This is a genomic window from Acinetobacter chinensis (assembly GCF_002165375.2).
Classification (GTDB): domain Bacteria; phylum Pseudomonadota; class Gammaproteobacteria; order Pseudomonadales; family Moraxellaceae; genus Acinetobacter; species Acinetobacter chinensis.
Window position 1 is genome coordinate 3271728 of record NZ_CP032134.1, and the last position, 15784, is coordinate 3287511.

Below are 15784 nucleotides of genomic sequence, written 5' to 3' on the forward strand. Positions count from 1 at the left end.
AGACCACACAATACCACCGATCAGGTGGTATTTTTTTATTCAAAATACCAATCAGCATAAGTGAGCTTTTAAATGAATCCTATTGACAAATGATAACAATTATCAATAATATCACCCATCCCATTTATACTTTGGTTGTATCGCATGTACGTTTGTTTGTGCCGTGGTATTACAGATCAGGACATTAAAGACGCAGTTGCAAACGGTGCTGAAAGCTACCGTGAAATCCGCGATCTGCTTGATCTGGGAACATGCTGTGGTCGTTGTGCCCCTGAAGCACGCAGCATTATCAGCGATGAACTGTCAGAAATTGCTGCCCGTATTTCAATTGCTGCCTGATTTTTTGCAACACCCGAATAATCATAATTATAAACTCAATGGTCGAAAGACCATTTCTCCTCCCCCGCTTATGACTCTGAGCGGGTTTTTATTGCAGCAGACTTCAACGCTCTGAACATCTTTGGACTATTCAACTGTTTTTGATTGCGATTTTCATTTGCTGTTCCATAAATTACTCGCCAATCAACCCTGTACGCATTAAGATAAACAGATGGATTGCCTTAACTCCCTTAAGGCATAGATTGTTGATGGAGCTATGCAATGAAAGGCAACCGTGACGTAATCAATCAGTTAAACCAGGTGCTGTACCATCATTTAACTGCAATTAACCAGTATTTCCTGCATTCACGTATGTTTAATGACTGGGGAATTGAACAGCTGGGTTCAGCAGAATACAAAGAATCCATCCGTCAGATGAAACATGCTGATAAAATTATTGAACGGATTCTGTTCCTGGAAGGACTGCCAAACCTGCAGCATCTAGGCAAACTTTATATCGGACAGCATACCGTTGAAGTACTGAACTGCGATGTCCGCAAAGTTAAAGAAAATATTGAAGCAATTCAGAAAGCTGTTGCACTGGCTGAAGAGCAGATGGATTATGTGACACGTGATCTGGCTCAGGAAATCCTGGAAAAAGAAGAAGAATACTGGGACTGGCTGACCACTCAGCTCGACCTGGCTCAAAGTGTCGGCACAGAGAACTATATTCAAAGCCAGTTGTAATTCTTTCAATAAAAAAGCCAGCTGAAGCTGGCTTTTTTAATATGACTCAGTCTGAGATTTACAAAAAATCAGTCTGCCTGTTTCACAGAAGATGCCGGCAGCAGCTGTTCATATTTTACATCTACTTTTTTCATCTGCTTTAACAGCCATAACTGATGCTTTGCTTCTTCTGGATAGCCATTATAAGCAAGCAGTTTTGCATATTTAATGACGTCATATTTCGTTGGATAATTTTCCACCATCCCTTTCAGTTCATCCAGCTGTTCACGGGAAACCTGGGTATATGGGTTCATCCTGATCCAGTCAATACGTCGGTCAAATTCCTGAAGTATATAAATCTCGTCCTGATTGGTCAGTTTTGCAGGCTGCCCATCATAACGGATGGACTGGTTCAGCTTCGGTACCAGTGTTTTATAATCCCTGTAAATCAAGACAAGTAAAATCAACCCGATAACAAATGTTATCTGCATAAACCGTGGAGACAAAGAAAACTGGCTGCACTCAGTATTCTGCGACTGCACAATACCGAGAATAAAACCCATCGGCAGCAGGAAGTAAGCATACATCAGCGGAAATTCAAGCAGACCATGTACCATCAGTGCACCGATCATCAGCAAACCAATCACGGATTCCACTGAATTGACCTGTCTGCTGAGCTGAATACCCCACCAGATAAAATACAGCAGTATTGGTACACCCAGCAGCAGACCATTCCACAGCAGCAGATCAATCACAATATTATGCGCACTGCGTATCCACAGCGGTCCTGGAAATGAGTCACTGATCTGCATGTAAGCTACACTGGTCTGATGCCATCCATAGCCAAACCAGGGTTTATTCTGGATGGCATGCAACATCTGATCCCATATTGCCAGCCGTGACATATCTACTGCTGCACGTGCCACCACCCCTTTGGTCTGGGCAATATTTACATCCGAAAACTGAGCAATGGCCTGAGTCAGTACAGGAATACTCAGAGTGAATACAATAAACAACGCCAACCAGCTCAGACTGTAATACCACTTTAAAGTAATATAGCCTTTGTACTGCTGCCATGCGGCATAAATAAGCACACAGATACAGGCAACCCATGAGGTCCTGGACTGACTTAAAGCAACAGCAAACAGCATAATCAGTGTGCAGGCTGCAATCATCCAGGTCTCCAGCTTTTGCTTTTCATACAGATACAGCCCCGCCAGCAGCGACATAACCAGAAAACTGGCCATGTTGTTTGGCTGAGCGAAATTTGCATAAGGACGGACTGCATTTTTCATGTCAACCATACCCGGGATATAAGCATCTATTGTCAGCCATTGACTGATTGCAATCAGACCCGTCAGTGTTCCACAAAGAATGAATACTCCACAAAGTCCTGAAAATATCTGCTCTCTATCTGTTTTACTCAGAGTCAGGTTATAACCCAGAACAGTACAGAGCCAGAAAGCAAAGACGAACAGGAAGCTGAGCAAAGCCTTATCAAAAAAGAAGATCTGCCCCACTCCCCACTGAATCAGAGGTATCAACGAGATCAACAGCAACGGAGTAGAGATTCGAGGAATGCTGATCCTGTCTTTAAGATAAACGGCAGCCAAAGCAAATACAGCCAGGAAAGCATACAGCTCTCCGGTATAAGTCACCCATGGCCGGTAGTGCACAGGGAGCAGCCATGCCAGTGATATACAGACACTGGCGAGTAGCAATAAAAGGAATTTCATATTGGAGAAAATGCAGATTCAGTTGATATATGATAATAAAAAACACCTGATGATTCAGGTGTTTTTTATTGACTCAATACGGACAGGGAGTTAATTCCATGGACGTAAATCTACGATTTTGATCACTGTGCCTTTTTCATCTATCAATACAGTCATATCAACAGCACTGGCTTTCATTGGCAGATAAGCATACGCTGTTGGGTTATCAGCAAGTATTTTTTTTACTGATGAAGGTGGGTTAAACTGATTTAATTCATCAATTTTATGACTTCGTTTAAGCATTTGATCTGTTACTTTTGATATATCTACATATCGCTCAGGATACTGTGCCAATGAAATTCCTGAAAAAACCTCATTAAACATATCTTTATTTCTTGTTTCAGTATCATTTGAAAATTGCAAGGCTGCATACTGCGGTCCAAGCCATGGTAATCTCTGAAACTGAGGTAAAATATTCGCATCCTCTTGCTCAATGATCTCGTTATTCTTCACAACCTCAAAACGATCCACACTGAATACAGTCCATGCAGGACGTCCCTGAACTATACTGTATACACCAAAGCTTAATGCACAAATCTGAATAAGTATAATAATACTCAAATCCATCTTTAAGGTTTTTTTACCTTCTTTATAGACAAAAAAACCTAGTAATGGCCCTATAATGACATCAATTATAATTAACATCAGAAAAATATGGGTAACTCCGACTGCCTTATATAATGGATATGGATACCACACCCCAAAAACAAGACACACAACTAAAAATGCAACTATTGAGGAAATCCCTAAATGGCATATAAAAAAACGTTTACGATTATTTTTCATTTCACTTACTGGTTTATCGACAGTTAATTGGTAAATATTTGGCTTCAATACCTGTTCCATCCTGCTTTGCAATACACCTCCAGGCCCTGACTTCCTTTGTTGAGGATGTCACAAAATCTGCTGCGACAGAAGGCGTTGTCATCTCAGCATCACTATATGGAATCAACTCCAGGTTAACTTTCATACCCAGTTCGGGAATATTCTGTGCCTGAATCTGAATGACCCCATTCTGATTACTTGTAATAATTGCAACCTTATTTGATGCCCCATTCAGCTCACCACAACTAAATTCAGTACCATTAACTGGTGCGACCCTAAAACCTGACTGTGAAGCTTCACTTATTGCAGTCCTGCATACTGACGTCGCCATAACCACTTCTGAAACTTTCGTACGAATGACATAATCATTATATGCCGGTAAAGCTATTGCACTTAGTATTCCTATAATTGCAACAACAATCATCAGCTCAATTAAAGTAAACCCTTTATTATCAGTCAACATTTTTTAATACCATTAGCCACCCTTAAGCAGCTAATGCAAAAAACACGCCAACAATAAAAATAATAAAAATCAACATTTTATATTAAAAAAATATTTATAAAAACTATAATCAACATAGAAAGACATTATTTGTCACTATTTGCCTCTTTTCAGAGACTGAATATACGATATGGTAATATTCTCCTGATAGAATGCATTATAAATTTTTAATATTTTTTTTGCTTCACCCTCCTTCTGATTCATCACTAATATCTCAATATATTTATATAATACTGGTCTATCTGGGAATCTATAAACAAGCATTCTCATCCTTTCCAGATCAGAATCTGAAACTGTTGAGGAAATCGGATATCGTGTAAACCACATATATTCACTTATATGGTTCAAAAAGATGCTGTTTAGCTCTATTCTATTTTCTTTCAACGATTCAAGCTGAACATTTTCATAACGCATAAGCTGATATTCATCAGAAAGTTTTTTATAATCAAATAAAAAAACTATCAAGCCTGATAAAAATATAAAAACAGCTCCATAATATATATTTTTATTTATCTGGATATTTTTCTCACTATAATACTGAGCATACAATACCCCTAAAACAAAACCAAAAGGAAATAAAAAATATGCATAAGCAAAAGGATACTCAAACATACTATGCACTGCTATCGGACCAAGCAATGAAAGCAACAGAAAATTATTCTTATTAACAGCTAATGACAGTTTAACAAAAAAATATAAGATTAAAAAAATAAAAAAAGAACCTGGAATCAGTCCATTCCATATCAGTAAGTCAAGAAACAGATTATGACTATAACCCAAAACCGGATATTCGATATAATCAGTATTATTAAGTAATTGAGCTGGGTTTAATTGCCCCCAACCATAACCATAACCATACCACGGTGAGTTCATTAAAATATGTGTAATCTGTTTCCACATTTCCAACCGCTGCATACCTGAAAAAGAACGTTCTTCCAGTGTGGACAAAGTATTAACACCTATCAGATCACTCAGTATAGGTAATCCTACCCATAACACTATAAATACGATATAAAAATAAAATATATGCCATGTACTTGAGCGCATTTTCACCCTATGTATTTTTATGAACCACCATACAATAAAACATAGTGCAAATACCCAGGCTGTTCTTGACTGAGTAAGAACTACACCCATCAAAAGATATGAAGACAACAAAACAACAATCAATCTATTAATTTTTTTATTTTCATAAAGATATAATAAGCTCATCAGCCCCATCAGCAATAAAGTGCAAAGCTGATTGGGTTGCGCCATATTTGCAAAAGGTCGACCGCCTGGACGTAGATCTACTATCCATATACTGCCACTGAGCAGTAGCCATTGCCTCAACTGAATATATACAGAAACAATACTGGCAAAAATAATAATGATTAAAAACCCTGAAATTACATTTTCTTTTTTGGGGTTGTTATTAAGATTAAAACCAGTAATTATTAATACTGAAAAAACCAATAAATACAAAAAGTACATTATGGCTTCACTTAAATAGTATGAAATACCGCACAAGTAATAAATCAATGGTACTAATGAAATAAAAAATATAAAAACAGCGATGTGAGGAATTTTAATTTCTTTGAGATTTATCATACCTAACATCATTAAAAATGATGCAAAAAATATACTGAAGTCCTGATGAACACTGAGCCACGGTAAATAGTGGTTCGGAAGTAAAAAAGCCAGCAAAAAAAATAACGCTGCTAAAGTATAAATATAGTTCATATTTCAACCAGATATAAAAAAAAGGAGCAATACATGCTCCTTTTTTAGAATCTAAAAATTAACGGCAAGATGCTGGTAAATATTTTGCTTCGATACCTGTAGTTGCACCTGATTTACATTGCCATGCTTTAATCACATTCAAACTTGCTCTGTTAAAATCTGCCGCTACAGCCTTACCAGTAGTACCATTTGCAGGAACAGTTGGTACAGTGAAAGGAACAAAATCAACATTTACATTAGTACCAAGCTGGCTGATCTGTCTTGCAGTAACAGTGATCGTACCATCTACAGCTGTAGAAATCTTTTCGACATATTGTGAAAGCGGACTTGTACTACTACCACCTTCACCACAACCAAAACTGTCAGCAGCTGTTGGTGTAGCAGCAAAACCTGTCTGTGATGCTTCAGAAATTGCTGTACGGCATGTAGAAGCTGCAAGTACAACTTCAGATACTTTTGCACGAGCTGTATAGTCCTGATATGCAGGAAGTGCAACAGCAGCAAGAATACCAATGATCGCAACAACGATCATTAATTTAATTCATTCCATAAGTCACTTTATATGGACACGCTCCAAACTGTTGAATTCTATTCATTTACTCAATTTTATATTTTGTCCATATAGACATGCTTTTATAACGACAAATTTTTCACGTTTGTCCATATCCTCAAAAAATGCGTAAAGTGTTAAAAACGTGTTTTAGTCCGCCTAATTAAAAATGAGCAATCACCAAAAGAAACTTTTGTATCTTACCGACCTTAAAATTTTATGTTTGTTATGCGTCATACAAAATATAAAAATTTTATGCTCAAAAGCAGATGACTGATGACCAACAACGAGTTTATAGAAATACATCTAGATGCTGAAACAAAGCAATTGGCAGAACGAACTGCCGCTACTCTGGGTTACGCTACACTCACCGAGTTTTTTTATTTTATTCAAAAATCATGCACCACAAGTTTTACAAGAACACTCTCATATTCAGTTAAGTCATGCTCAGTTCGAGCAATTTGTTGAAGTATGTAAAACTCAAAATAAGATCCCTACCCGATTAAAACAGGCTACGCAGCTTTTAGATAAAGAAAATTTTTAAGGAGCAGAAATGAAAGTCATTACATGTGCTGAGCTGCAAGACAATTTAGCGGATATACTCGATTACGTTATAGACGATCATGCACCTGTACTTATTAATAGAGAAGATAAACAAGCCGTGGTGATAATAAGTCTAGATGATTGTAATGCCTTTAAAGAAACAGCGTACCTACTCAAAAGTCCTGCCAATGCAAAACGGTTACGCGACTCAATCGCGCAAATTGAAGCAACTGAAACAACGTGTCATAAACTTAGTAAAGAGTGAGATTGAGATGCACAGACGATGGTAGAAATAGCGCCCGACTATACCCAGAAAATTTCACGCGATAGACTTCAACATAAAGAACGACATCACAACACCTAAAAAGAATAACCGAATATATGTGATACGAATCACATAATGGCAATATTTGTCCAAAGTATAAAATTCAATCTGACAAAATTTGTCACTTTTTAACAAAAATATACAGTCGAATTAAAAGTCTTAAATTTTTTTTGTGTAAGGTGCTGTTTTTCTGTGTAAATTGTCTATAATAAAAGTTGGCATGTTTAATGCTAATATTAAAATAGCTTACAAAGCTTATAATTAAATTAACAAAACATTTGTGGAGAATGTTATGAAATCAAATCAACAGGGCTTCACGCTCATTGAACTCATGATCGTTGTTGCAATTATCGGTATTTTGGCTGCGATTGCGATTCCGCAATACCAAAACTACATTGCTAAATCTCAAGTTAGCCGTGTAATGTCTGAAACTGGTGCATTAAAAACTGCAGTTGAAACTTGTTTATTAGATGGTAAAACAGATACAACAACTCCAGCTTGTGAGCTTGGTTGGACAAATAGTAATCTTATTGGTGCAATGACGCCGCAAACTGGATTGACCGTTAATTTTGGTGCAGGAGAGGCAGATTCTACAATTGTCGCTCAGTTTGGTGGTAGTGCAGCTCAAGCATTACAAGTTGCGGGTAAACGTAATTTGACTTGGACTCGTAATGGTGCTACAGGTGCTTGGGTTTGTTCTACAACTGTAGAACAAAAATATCGTCCAGCAGGCTGTACAGCTTCTACTGCTGCGTCAGCTTCTGGTTCACCTAATTAGTAGTCTTATATACTAATTAAAACACCTCTCAATTTGGGAGGTGTTTTTATAGAAAAAGATATTTATGTTTGCTTTCCTCATACCAGATTTATATTTTTTATTTAAAGATTGGAATTTTTATTTTTTCTTTTTAAGCGTATTTTTTTTAATTTATATTTTATCAATCACTAAAACCACAAAATATTTATTTATCACGCTTCCTATACTTATATTAATTCCTTTATATATTTATTATATTTCAATTTATCATGTTTCTATTAACGAACAGGTACTTAGTGTTGTTTTAGAAACAGATTTTCAAGAAGCATGGCATTTTATTGGTTATAAAATTTATTTATATATTTTTATCTTTATTTTATGGTGTATATGGTGTGCGTATAGTGTACATCGACATTATAAAAAGCCTCTCTTCTGGAGACACCGTAGTCGTTGGTGGTTTCTTATTGCTGGAAGTATATATGTAGTGTTTTCATATACGATTAATGCGGAAGTTGCAAACCAGATAGATCAAACGTTTGAGAGTCAGCAAGATAATTTCCTAGTCGATGAAAAGAATTTCTTTGTTCAAGAGGTTAAAAGAACATATCCTTTAGGTTTTTTTATTTCTGTCTATGACCTAATGAAAGAACAAAGAAAAATTAATAGTGCTTTTGAGCAAAATAAGAATTTTAAATTTTTTGCTCAGCAACATATCAAGACAAAGCAAAAACAACTTTATATTTTAGTGATTGGTGAAACCAGCCGTAGAAAAAACTGGCAATTAAATGGCTATGCTAGACCAACTAATCCAAAATTAAGCCAGCAAAATAATTTAGTGAATTTTTCAGATATGTTATCCATTTCTAGTGCAACACGTAGTTCTATTCCGATGATACTGACTCGAAAACCAGCAGAACACGTTTATAAATTTACTTTTGCAGAAAAGTCAGTCATTTCGGCATTTAAAGAAGCTGGTTTTAAAACTTATTGGTTATCTACACAGCAGCGGTTTGGTTCATTTGATACCAGTACCTCAGTATATGCTAAGGAAGCAGATCAAATTATTTTCTTGAATAAGGCAAATTATACCGATGCAGGAGAAAAAGATGATGTATTGATTCCAGTTCTGGATAAAATTGTTCAGTCTAATGAGCAAAAACAATTTATTGTGATTCATACGTTAGGGAGTCATTATAACTATATGCATCGCTATCCAGAAGAGTTTAATGTTTTTACACCATCATTAAATAGTTTAGCAAAATATAGTTTACAAGATAAAAAATATAAAGCTGAATTGACAAATAGCTATGATAATTCACTTGTATTTACAGATTATGTTTTAAATGAGTTTATTGAAATCCTAAAGCGACAGAAAAATACAGCATCTTTTTTATTGTACACATCAGATCATGGTGAAGATTTATTTGATAATGGCTGTGATAAAAGTGGTCATGGTTTGGAAACAAAATATAATTTTGAGATTGCCAGTTTTGCATGGTATTCAGACCAGTTTCTAAAAAATTATGTTGATAAAGTAAAGATCTTAAATGAAAATAAAGATCGAAAATTGAATCAGACAGCAATATTTCCAACATTGGTAGATGCTGCGAATATAGCAATTCCAGAATATGGTAAGGATAGAAGTATATTACAACGCTTTCAGAATTATCCTAGAGTGGTTCTTGGAGGTAAAAATTATGATACGGCAAAATATGAAGGTATGTGTAAGGAAATAAAATGAATCAAACACAGCAAACGATGCTCTCAAGTTTAGCTGCCATATTTTTTATTTCAGGGTTTAGTGCCTTGATTTATCAGATTTGTTGGCAACGCTTACTATTTACAGGTTTTGGTATTGATTTAACCTCAATTACAGTGATTGTCTCTGTATTTATGGCAGGTTTGGGGATCGGTGCTTTTTTTGGTGGTCGTATTGCAGATAAATTTAACTCAAATATTATTATTATTTTTTGTTTGGTCGAGTTAGGAATAGGAATGTTTGGTTTTTTTAGTTCATTTTTAATTCATACCGTACAAAATTTATTTATTCATGCCAATTTAGGATTGTTGGCAGTGGTAACATTTATCTTATTAATTTTTCCAACTTTTTTAATGGGCATGACTTTGCCTTTATTGACTAGTTTTTTTAATCATTTTATTGAAAATATTGGGAAATCTATTGGGATGTTATATTTTTATAATACATTGGGTGCTGCTTTCGGCTCTTTGGCAACAGGGTTTATATTGTTTAACTACATGACACTTTCAGAAGCAATCTATTTAGCTGCAATACTCAATGTAACTATTTCAGTTTTAGTTTTCAGTTTATATGGTAGAAAAAAATATGAAAAATAATTATCTGATTTATTTAATTTCATTTTTTAGTGGTTTTTTGAGTCTAGCACAAGAAATTATTTGGATGCGCCTGATTTCTTTTGCTGGAATGTCTGTGCCACAAACATTTTCTTATACTTTGGCACTTTTTTTACTTGGGATTGCTGTTGGCGCACAAATTGGTAAATCTATTTGTAGCAAGAATGTTGTTTCAATTAATACACTAGGTCATATTTTTATTCTTATTGCTGTTGTCGATTTGATATTAATAGGATTGGTCTATTGGTATCTAAATGTATTGGGAACATCTATTTTATTTTTGGGTTTATGTGTTTTTGTTTGTGCAGGCATTAGAGGAATTATATTTCCATTAATCCACCATGTAGGTACAGAACAAGCTAAGACAGGAGCACAAATATCAAATGTTTATTTCTCAAATGTATTTGGAAGTGCATTAGCTCCTATTTTGATTGGTTTTATTATCTTAGATTATTTTAATACCCAACAGACTTATTTTTTGATTTGTTTTTTAACATTAGTTATAGGTTTTCTGTGTTTGAATGCAGGTGTAGTAAAAAAAGTTGTTGTTGTATTGGGGGTAGGTGTCTTAGTTTTAGTTGGCTTATCTGAGAGAATTATCCTTGAATTATCAAAAGGGCGTTGGGATGAAGGAAAATATCCTAGCCAAATTTTTGAAAATAAATATGGCTTTATTCAAGTTTATGACGATGAGGTTGTATTTGGGGCAAATGTATATGATGGTAAGTTCAATACCGATATTTTTAAAAATACCAATGGAATTGAGCGTGCCTATTTACTTACAGCAATACATCCAAATGCAGAAAATATTCTCGTAATAGGGTTAAGTACTGGTTCGTGGGTAAAAGTACTCAGTACAATGCCAAATGTAAAGAAAATTACAGTGATTGAAATTAATCCAGCGTATATTGATTTAATTAAACAGCATCCAATTGTTTCTGATTTACTGAGAGATAATCGTATAGAGTTTATTTTTGATGATGGTAGAAAATGGATACAAAAAAATCAAGATAAAAAATTTGATATTGTATTAATGAATACAACATGGCACTGGCGTGCGTATGCGAGTAATTTATTAAGCAAGGATTTTTTGAATTTTGTAAGTCATTCTTTAAATGATACAGGCGTAGTTTATTATAATACAACAGAATCCTTAGATGCTTATTATACGGCAAAAAGTATATTTCCGTATGTATATAAGCATAGATTTATGGTATTGGCTTCGCATGAAAAACAAACATTAGATTTTGATAGTGTCCAAAAAAACTTATGTAATTTGAGAGATTACCTGACGAAGAAAAATGTTTTTTTGGGGCAAGAATGTATCCTTGCGACAAATGAAATAATGAAAAATCCATTATTATCCTATAAGGAGATTGATTTTTCTAGTTTGGGTCGCAAACCTGAAGTCATTACTGATGATAACATGATTGTAGAATTTAAATATGGAAAAGGGTTGTAAATATGGGAGGAAAACTATTCTCTAAGATTAAATTTAAAGATATTTTATTTATTATATTTTTAATAATGGGAGTAGTTACCACAACTCACTTTTATTTAATAGATCGAGTCGGCTTCTGGCGTTTGGTTTATCCAGTGCAGGCACAATTTGCGATATGGAGTATTGATTGCGATCAAGAGGATACACCTACTTGGATGCAAGATAGTTTAAAATATATTATAAAAAATCAAAAAAATTTGACCAATCAAATTGCTTATGTGGATAAGCAGCAAAAACTGTACACCTGTCAAAGTGGTTGGCAAAAAACCGCAGTATTTTCTGAGAAAATCACCGCAGATACACGTTTTCGCTATGCCAGCATGACTAAAATAGTCACTAACCACGCTATATTGCATTTAATAGCACACAATAAAATTCAACTCAATGACCCGCTGATTCGTTATTTACCACAATTACAAAATAAGCCAATGAAAGACCCACGTATACAGCAGATAACGATTGCAGACTTGTTACAACAGCGTTCAGGCTTTGACCGCCTAAAAAGTGAAGATATAGTTTTTGCTAATAATAAAAAACCATGGTGTCCAACTCAGTTGGATGCTATAAGCACGATTAAGCTCGACCATGAGCCAAATACAAAATATACTTATGATAATCGCAATACTTGCTTACTAGGTGTGGTTATAGAGCAAATAACGGGACAGCCATATCAAGAATATATACAGCAACATTATCCACTAAAACAACACAATATGAAATTTAGTCATGGTACTTATTATCCAGATGAAGTGCGTTATGACTTTAGAAATAATGATTTTTGGATGGAAAGTGATGATAACTCTTTTGACTTCCATGCGATTGCTTCTTCAGCAGGATTGACAGGTAGTGCCAAAGCCTTAGCCCAAACCATATATCCAATGCTTGCGCAGCCTTATCCAAATATTTTGGATATTGCTCCTGATAATTTAGCAAATTGTCATTTGAATGAGTTTAAAAGCTGTAATGGCTATGCGATGTGGCACTATCAAAAAGATAAAAATCATCCAAAAATGTATTTTAGAAATGGTGGCTTACCTGCAACGACTTCTCTTGCTATGGTGACTAGCAAAAATGAAGTCGTAATATGGGTAAGTAATGGCGCAACATTGTATAGTGAAAATTACGATCAAAATTTTTTAGAAAAATATTTTTATCATATTTTACAGTGACATTTTGGTAATTATTTTGCCAAATTTGTCACTTTATATGCTTTCTTAGTAATACTCATTTTCTCAATATTTTGATTTTAATATATTTTTTATTGGCACGCTTTTTGCTTTCTTAAAAATAAATAGAGGGAAGAGCGATGCATAAAGAAAAAGGTTTTACTTTGATTGAGTTGATGATAGTTGTGGCGATTATTGGAGTTCTCGCTGCAATTGCTATTCCTATGTATCAAAACTATGTAGCAAAAAGTCAGCTTACTGTCGCATTGGCAGAGTTGGAGGGTGCCAAGACACAATATGAGCTTATCGTAAGTAATGGTTCTGCTTCTGGGAGTGCGGACTATACTGTGCCAAATATGTTTTTTGCAGGGTTGCAATCCAATCTATGTATTTATGCTGTGAATCCGCCAAATGCTACGGGAGATGCAGCACAAGCACTGGTATGTAAATTAAACCATGTCGCTGCTATATTAAAGAATGAATCTCTATATTTAAATAGAAGCGCAAGCGGAACATGGTCTTGTACAACTTCTGTAGGTATTGATAATAAGTTTAAGCCTACTGTTTGCATTTAATTTTTGTATAATTATATAAATTCTAATCGGTCATAAAAATGCCAAAGCGTATAAAATTTTTTCTTAATCATATTTCTATATCTATTTTTCTTGCACTAGTTGCAATAGTAATGGTCTTTTTTATTTGGTATCCATCCCCACTAGCCACTGCTGTCGGGGTGACGCATATCTTTTTGATGCTACTGGCTATCGATGTCATTATTGGACCTGTGCTTGGCTTTATCGTTTATAAAGAAGGTAAAAAACACTTAAATTTGACTTGAGTGTGATTATTTTAATTCAAATCGCAGCTTTATGTTATGGCATATTTAGCATTGAACAAGGTCGTCCTGCATGGTTGGTTTATAATGTAGATCGTTTTGAATTGGTTAGAAAAAATGAATTGGTTGATAGTAATATTCAGCAAGCACAGCCACAATTCCAAAAGCCTTCATGGTTTAAACCACAATATGTCGCCACTGAATTTGCCAAAGATACGCAACAACGCAATGATGAAATGTTTGCAGAAGTCTTAGGTGGTATTTCCATTGCACAGCGCCCAGAACGCTATGTAGAGTTCACTCAAGCTAAAAACCAAATCCAACAACGTGCATTGCCGCTTGTAGAGTTGGAACAGTACAATTCAAAAACTGAAGTTGAAAAAATTTTAGCAAAATATCCAAATGCAAATGCTTGGTTACCTTTAAAAGCCAATGCAGTAGATATGGTGGTTTTAGTTAATAAAGAATCTGCAACTATCATCAAAATAGTAGATTTAAGACCATGGAGTTAATCAAACGTTTGCATTAAGCACAATTTCATAAACGAAAAAATAATTTAATAATACACTTGGAGAAATTAAACAATGAATTCCAGCAATTATATTGGACTAACAGAAGTAGACTTAGATCAGCCAATTTATCGAATTTTTTCACTTGAACGTTTTTTTCAAGTTTTGGACAAAAAACAGCTAACCCTAGTTAAACCACATCTTTGGGATGACCCTTTTGAAAATGTACTCTTAAAAAGTGAATTTAAAACAGCATCTAACGAAACAGCAGTCTTTGAGGCACATGATTCTGTTTATGGTCAATGCTGGACTCAACATGCTGAATCAGATGCCATGTGGCGCATTTACTCACCGCATAAAAATGGCGTGCGACTACAAACCACACCTAGAAAACTATTAGCTGCATTACAAACTAACATACATGAGCATTCTGAACTTTATTGTTTTATTGGAAAAGTTATCTACGCTGCCAACGAAAATCATCTTAAAGAATTCCTACAAGAAATTAACTTAACCGCTACTGATGGTACAGGTATAGCCCAATCACTACTATATAAGCGCAAAGAATTTGAGCATGAGCAAGAAATCCGCTTAATTTATTCAGGTTCTGATGGAAAATGTCCAAACAATATATTTAATTTTTCAATTGAACCTAATACACTTTTTGACAGTATTATGTTTGACCCAAGAATAGACGAAAGCCTACGAAAAGCATGTACTGCTGCAATACAAAATTTAAGCTGTAATATAAAAACAGAAAAATCCAATTTATATGATCTACCAAATGGTTTTAGCTTTAACTTGCATTAATTTGTGTGAATCATACGCTTTAATAGCCAGACTTAAGTACCCTACCCCAACGACTGGGTGAAAGATGATATTGAACAACGAGATATCGCCATACAAAATCGTCTAATTTCATTTTTAAAGAGCATTTATCAATAAAAAATTAAAATCAAATAGCCACTAAATTACCAAATTTAGTGGCTATCTCAATTATAAAGTTCGGACACTTTGCCTCAACTCAAAATTTTCGCTCAACAGCGAATTAAACTTTTCCAACAGTCTCTCATAATCCTCCTGAAGTTTCTCATAATCAGTTTTAACCGCCTTGGTCTTGCTTTTGGCTTTTTCAACCCGCTGTGTAGGCGAAAGTATATTTTGCCCCACTAGCTGTGCAGCTTGCTCAATCGCCACAATTAATGCAGCATGGCGGCTCTTCTTAATAGAGCCGCGTTTACGCCCTGCTTCAAGTGCTACCGTATCATTATTAATGGCAGAGCCTTTTGGTAGAACCTCTGGTTTGTTGGCTTTTAAACGTTCTAAAGCAGCGTAATAATCATTAAGTGCGCTCATA

General features: G+C 35.0%; 17 protein-coding genes and 1 pseudogene. 12 read left to right on the top strand and 6 right to left on the bottom strand.

What is annotated here, in order from left to right; genetic code table 11:
• Positions 1-144 precede the first annotated feature (144 nt).
• Positions 145-339 carry a bacterioferritin-associated ferredoxin gene (locus CDG60_RS16565; protein WP_087512158.1) on the top strand — a complete coding sequence of 65 codons (195 nt, stop codon included), beginning with the start codon at positions 145-147 and terminating at the stop codon, positions 337-339.
• Positions 340-600: 261 nt separating this feature from the next.
• Positions 601-1065, top strand: a complete 465-nt coding sequence (gene bfr, locus CDG60_RS16570) for a heteropolymeric bacterioferritin subunit Bfr (RefSeq protein ID WP_087512157.1) — start codon at positions 601-603, stop codon at positions 1063-1065.
• Between the two features lie 68 nt (positions 1066-1133).
• Here bfr and CDG60_RS16575 read toward each other — a convergent pair whose 3' ends face one another.
• From CDG60_RS16575 to CDG60_RS16595, 5 genes are all read right to left on the bottom strand, one after another.
• Positions 1134-2780: a PglL family O-oligosaccharyltransferase gene (locus CDG60_RS16575; RefSeq protein ID WP_087512156.1), complete on the bottom strand. Its 1647-nt coding sequence runs from the start codon at positions 2778-2780 to the stop codon at positions 1134-1136.
• Positions 2781-2870: 90 nt separating this feature from the next.
• Positions 2871-3605: a TfpX/TfpZ family type IV pilin accessory protein gene (gene tfpZ / locus CDG60_RS16580; RefSeq protein WP_087512204.1), complete on the bottom strand. Its 735-nt coding sequence runs from the start codon at positions 3603-3605 to the stop codon at positions 2871-2873.
• A gap of 13 nt (positions 3606-3618) precedes the next feature.
• Positions 3619-4107, bottom strand: coding sequence for a pilin (locus CDG60_RS16585; protein WP_087512155.1), 489 nt, complete (start codon positions 4105-4107; stop codon positions 3619-3621).
• Positions 4108-4242: 135 nt separating this feature from the next.
• Entirely contained in the window at positions 4243-5868 is a 1626-nt protein-coding gene (locus CDG60_RS16590) for a PglL family O-oligosaccharyltransferase (RefSeq protein WP_087512154.1), read from the bottom strand.
• A 58-nt stretch (positions 5869-5926) separates the two neighbouring features.
• Positions 5927-6400, bottom strand: coding sequence for a pilin (locus tag CDG60_RS16595; RefSeq protein ID WP_087512153.1), 474 nt, complete (start codon positions 6398-6400; stop codon positions 5927-5929).
• Between the two features lie 328 nt (positions 6401-6728).
• Here CDG60_RS16595 and CDG60_RS16600 point away from each other — a divergent pair, with 328 nt between their 5' ends.
• The 10 genes and pseudogenes from CDG60_RS16600 to CDG60_RS16645 all read left to right on the top strand — a co-directional run bounded on the left by CDG60_RS16600 (position 6729) and on the right by CDG60_RS16645 (position 15237).
• On the top strand, positions 6729-6962 hold the full coding sequence (locus CDG60_RS16600) for a type II toxin -antitoxin system TacA 1-like antitoxin (protein ID WP_227542898.1): 234 nt from the start codon (positions 6729-6731) through the stop codon (positions 6960-6962).
• Positions 6963-6971: 9 nt separating this feature from the next.
• Complete coding sequence (locus CDG60_RS16605; protein ID WP_087512152.1) at positions 6972-7226, top strand: type II toxin-antitoxin system Phd/YefM family antitoxin; 255 nt, start codon at positions 6972-6974, stop codon at positions 7224-7226.
• A gap of 352 nt (positions 7227-7578) precedes the next feature.
• Positions 7579-8064 carry a pilin gene (locus tag CDG60_RS16610; protein WP_087512151.1) on the top strand — a complete coding sequence of 162 codons (486 nt, stop codon included), beginning with the start codon at positions 7579-7581 and terminating at the stop codon, positions 8062-8064.
• A 64-nt stretch (positions 8065-8128) separates the two neighbouring features.
• Positions 8129-9784, top strand: coding sequence for a phosphoethanolamine transferase family protein (locus CDG60_RS16615; RefSeq protein ID WP_087512150.1), 1656 nt, complete (start codon positions 8129-8131; stop codon positions 9782-9784).
• Positions 9781-10398, top strand: coding sequence for a fused MFS/spermidine synthase (locus tag CDG60_RS16620; protein ID WP_087512149.1), 618 nt, complete (start codon positions 9781-9783; stop codon positions 10396-10398). Before CDG60_RS16615 ends, CDG60_RS16620 begins: the two co-directional genes overlap by 4 nt.
• Positions 10388-11878: a spermine/spermidine synthase domain-containing protein gene (locus CDG60_RS16625; RefSeq protein WP_227542899.1), complete on the top strand. Its 1491-nt coding sequence runs from the start codon at positions 10388-10390 to the stop codon at positions 11876-11878. Before CDG60_RS16620 ends, CDG60_RS16625 begins: the two co-directional genes overlap by 11 nt.
• A 2-nt stretch (positions 11879-11880) precedes the next feature.
• On the top strand, positions 11881-13086 hold the full coding sequence (locus tag CDG60_RS16630; protein WP_087512147.1) for a serine hydrolase domain-containing protein: 1206 nt from the start codon (positions 11881-11883) through the stop codon (positions 13084-13086).
• A 137-nt stretch (positions 13087-13223) separates the two neighbouring features.
• Complete coding sequence (locus tag CDG60_RS16635; protein WP_005249766.1) at positions 13224-13658, top strand: pilin; 435 nt, start codon at positions 13224-13226, stop codon at positions 13656-13658.
• A gap of 38 nt (positions 13659-13696) precedes the next feature.
• A pseudogene (gene tfpZ / locus CDG60_RS16640) lies at positions 13697-14430 on the top strand (TfpX/TfpZ family type IV pilin accessory protein).
• Between the two features lie 72 nt (positions 14431-14502).
• Positions 14503-15237 (top strand): DUF2971 domain-containing protein, encoded by a 735-nt coding sequence (locus tag CDG60_RS16645; protein WP_087512146.1) that lies wholly within the window; start codon positions 14503-14505, stop codon positions 15235-15237.
• A 186-nt stretch (positions 15238-15423) separates the two neighbouring features.
• Here the strand turns inward: CDG60_RS16645 and CDG60_RS16650 are convergent, their stop codons facing one another.
• On the bottom strand, positions 15424-15783 hold the full coding sequence (locus CDG60_RS16650) for a hypothetical protein (RefSeq protein ID WP_005249757.1): 360 nt from the start codon (positions 15781-15783) through the stop codon (positions 15424-15426).
• Position 15784: the final 1 nt, after the last annotated feature.

Excerpts from the sequence above, each read along its gene's own strand:
- CDG60_RS16565 (WP_087512158.1), top strand. The coding sequence starts at position 145 with ATGTACGTTTGTTTGTGCCGTGGTATTACAGATCAGGACATTAAAGAC.
- bfr (WP_087512157.1), top strand. The coding sequence starts at position 601 with ATGAAAGGCAACCGTGACGTAATCAATCAGTTAAACCAGGTGCTGTAC.
- CDG60_RS16575 (WP_087512156.1), bottom strand. The coding sequence starts at position 2,780 with ATGAAATTCCTTTTATTGCTACTCGCCAGTGTCTGTATATCACTGGCA.
- tfpZ (WP_087512204.1), bottom strand. The coding sequence starts at position 3,605 with ATGAAAAATAATCGTAAACGTTTTTTTATATGCCATTTAGGGATTTCC.
- CDG60_RS16585 (WP_087512155.1), bottom strand. The coding sequence starts at position 4,107 with ATGTTGACTGATAATAAAGGGTTTACTTTAATTGAGCTGATGATTGTT.
- CDG60_RS16590 (WP_087512154.1), bottom strand. The coding sequence starts at position 5,868 with ATGAACTATATTTATACTTTAGCAGCGTTATTTTTTTTGCTGGCTTTT.
- CDG60_RS16595 (WP_087512153.1), bottom strand. The coding sequence starts at position 6,400 with ATGATCGTTGTTGCGATCATTGGTATTCTTGCTGCTGTTGCACTTCCT.
- CDG60_RS16600 (WP_227542898.1), top strand. The coding sequence starts at position 6,729 with ATGCTGAAACAAAGCAATTGGCAGAACGAACTGCCGCTACTCTGGGTT.
- CDG60_RS16605 (WP_087512152.1), top strand. The coding sequence starts at position 6,972 with ATGAAAGTCATTACATGTGCTGAGCTGCAAGACAATTTAGCGGATATA.
- CDG60_RS16610 (WP_087512151.1), top strand. The coding sequence starts at position 7,579 with ATGAAATCAAATCAACAGGGCTTCACGCTCATTGAACTCATGATCGTT.
- CDG60_RS16615 (WP_087512150.1), top strand. The coding sequence starts at position 8,129 with ATGTTTGCTTTCCTCATACCAGATTTATATTTTTTATTTAAAGATTGG.
- CDG60_RS16620 (WP_087512149.1), top strand. The coding sequence starts at position 9,781 with ATGAATCAAACACAGCAAACGATGCTCTCAAGTTTAGCTGCCATATTT.
- CDG60_RS16625 (WP_227542899.1), top strand. The coding sequence starts at position 10,388 with ATGAAAAATAATTATCTGATTTATTTAATTTCATTTTTTAGTGGTTTT.
- CDG60_RS16630 (WP_087512147.1), top strand. The coding sequence starts at position 11,881 with ATGGGAGGAAAACTATTCTCTAAGATTAAATTTAAAGATATTTTATTT.
- CDG60_RS16635 (WP_005249766.1), top strand. The coding sequence starts at position 13,224 with ATGCATAAAGAAAAAGGTTTTACTTTGATTGAGTTGATGATAGTTGTG.
- CDG60_RS16645 (WP_087512146.1), top strand. The coding sequence starts at position 14,503 with ATGAATTCCAGCAATTATATTGGACTAACAGAAGTAGACTTAGATCAG.
- CDG60_RS16650 (WP_005249757.1), bottom strand. The coding sequence starts at position 15,783 with ATGAGCGCACTTAATGATTATTACGCTGCTTTAGAACGTTTAAAAGCC.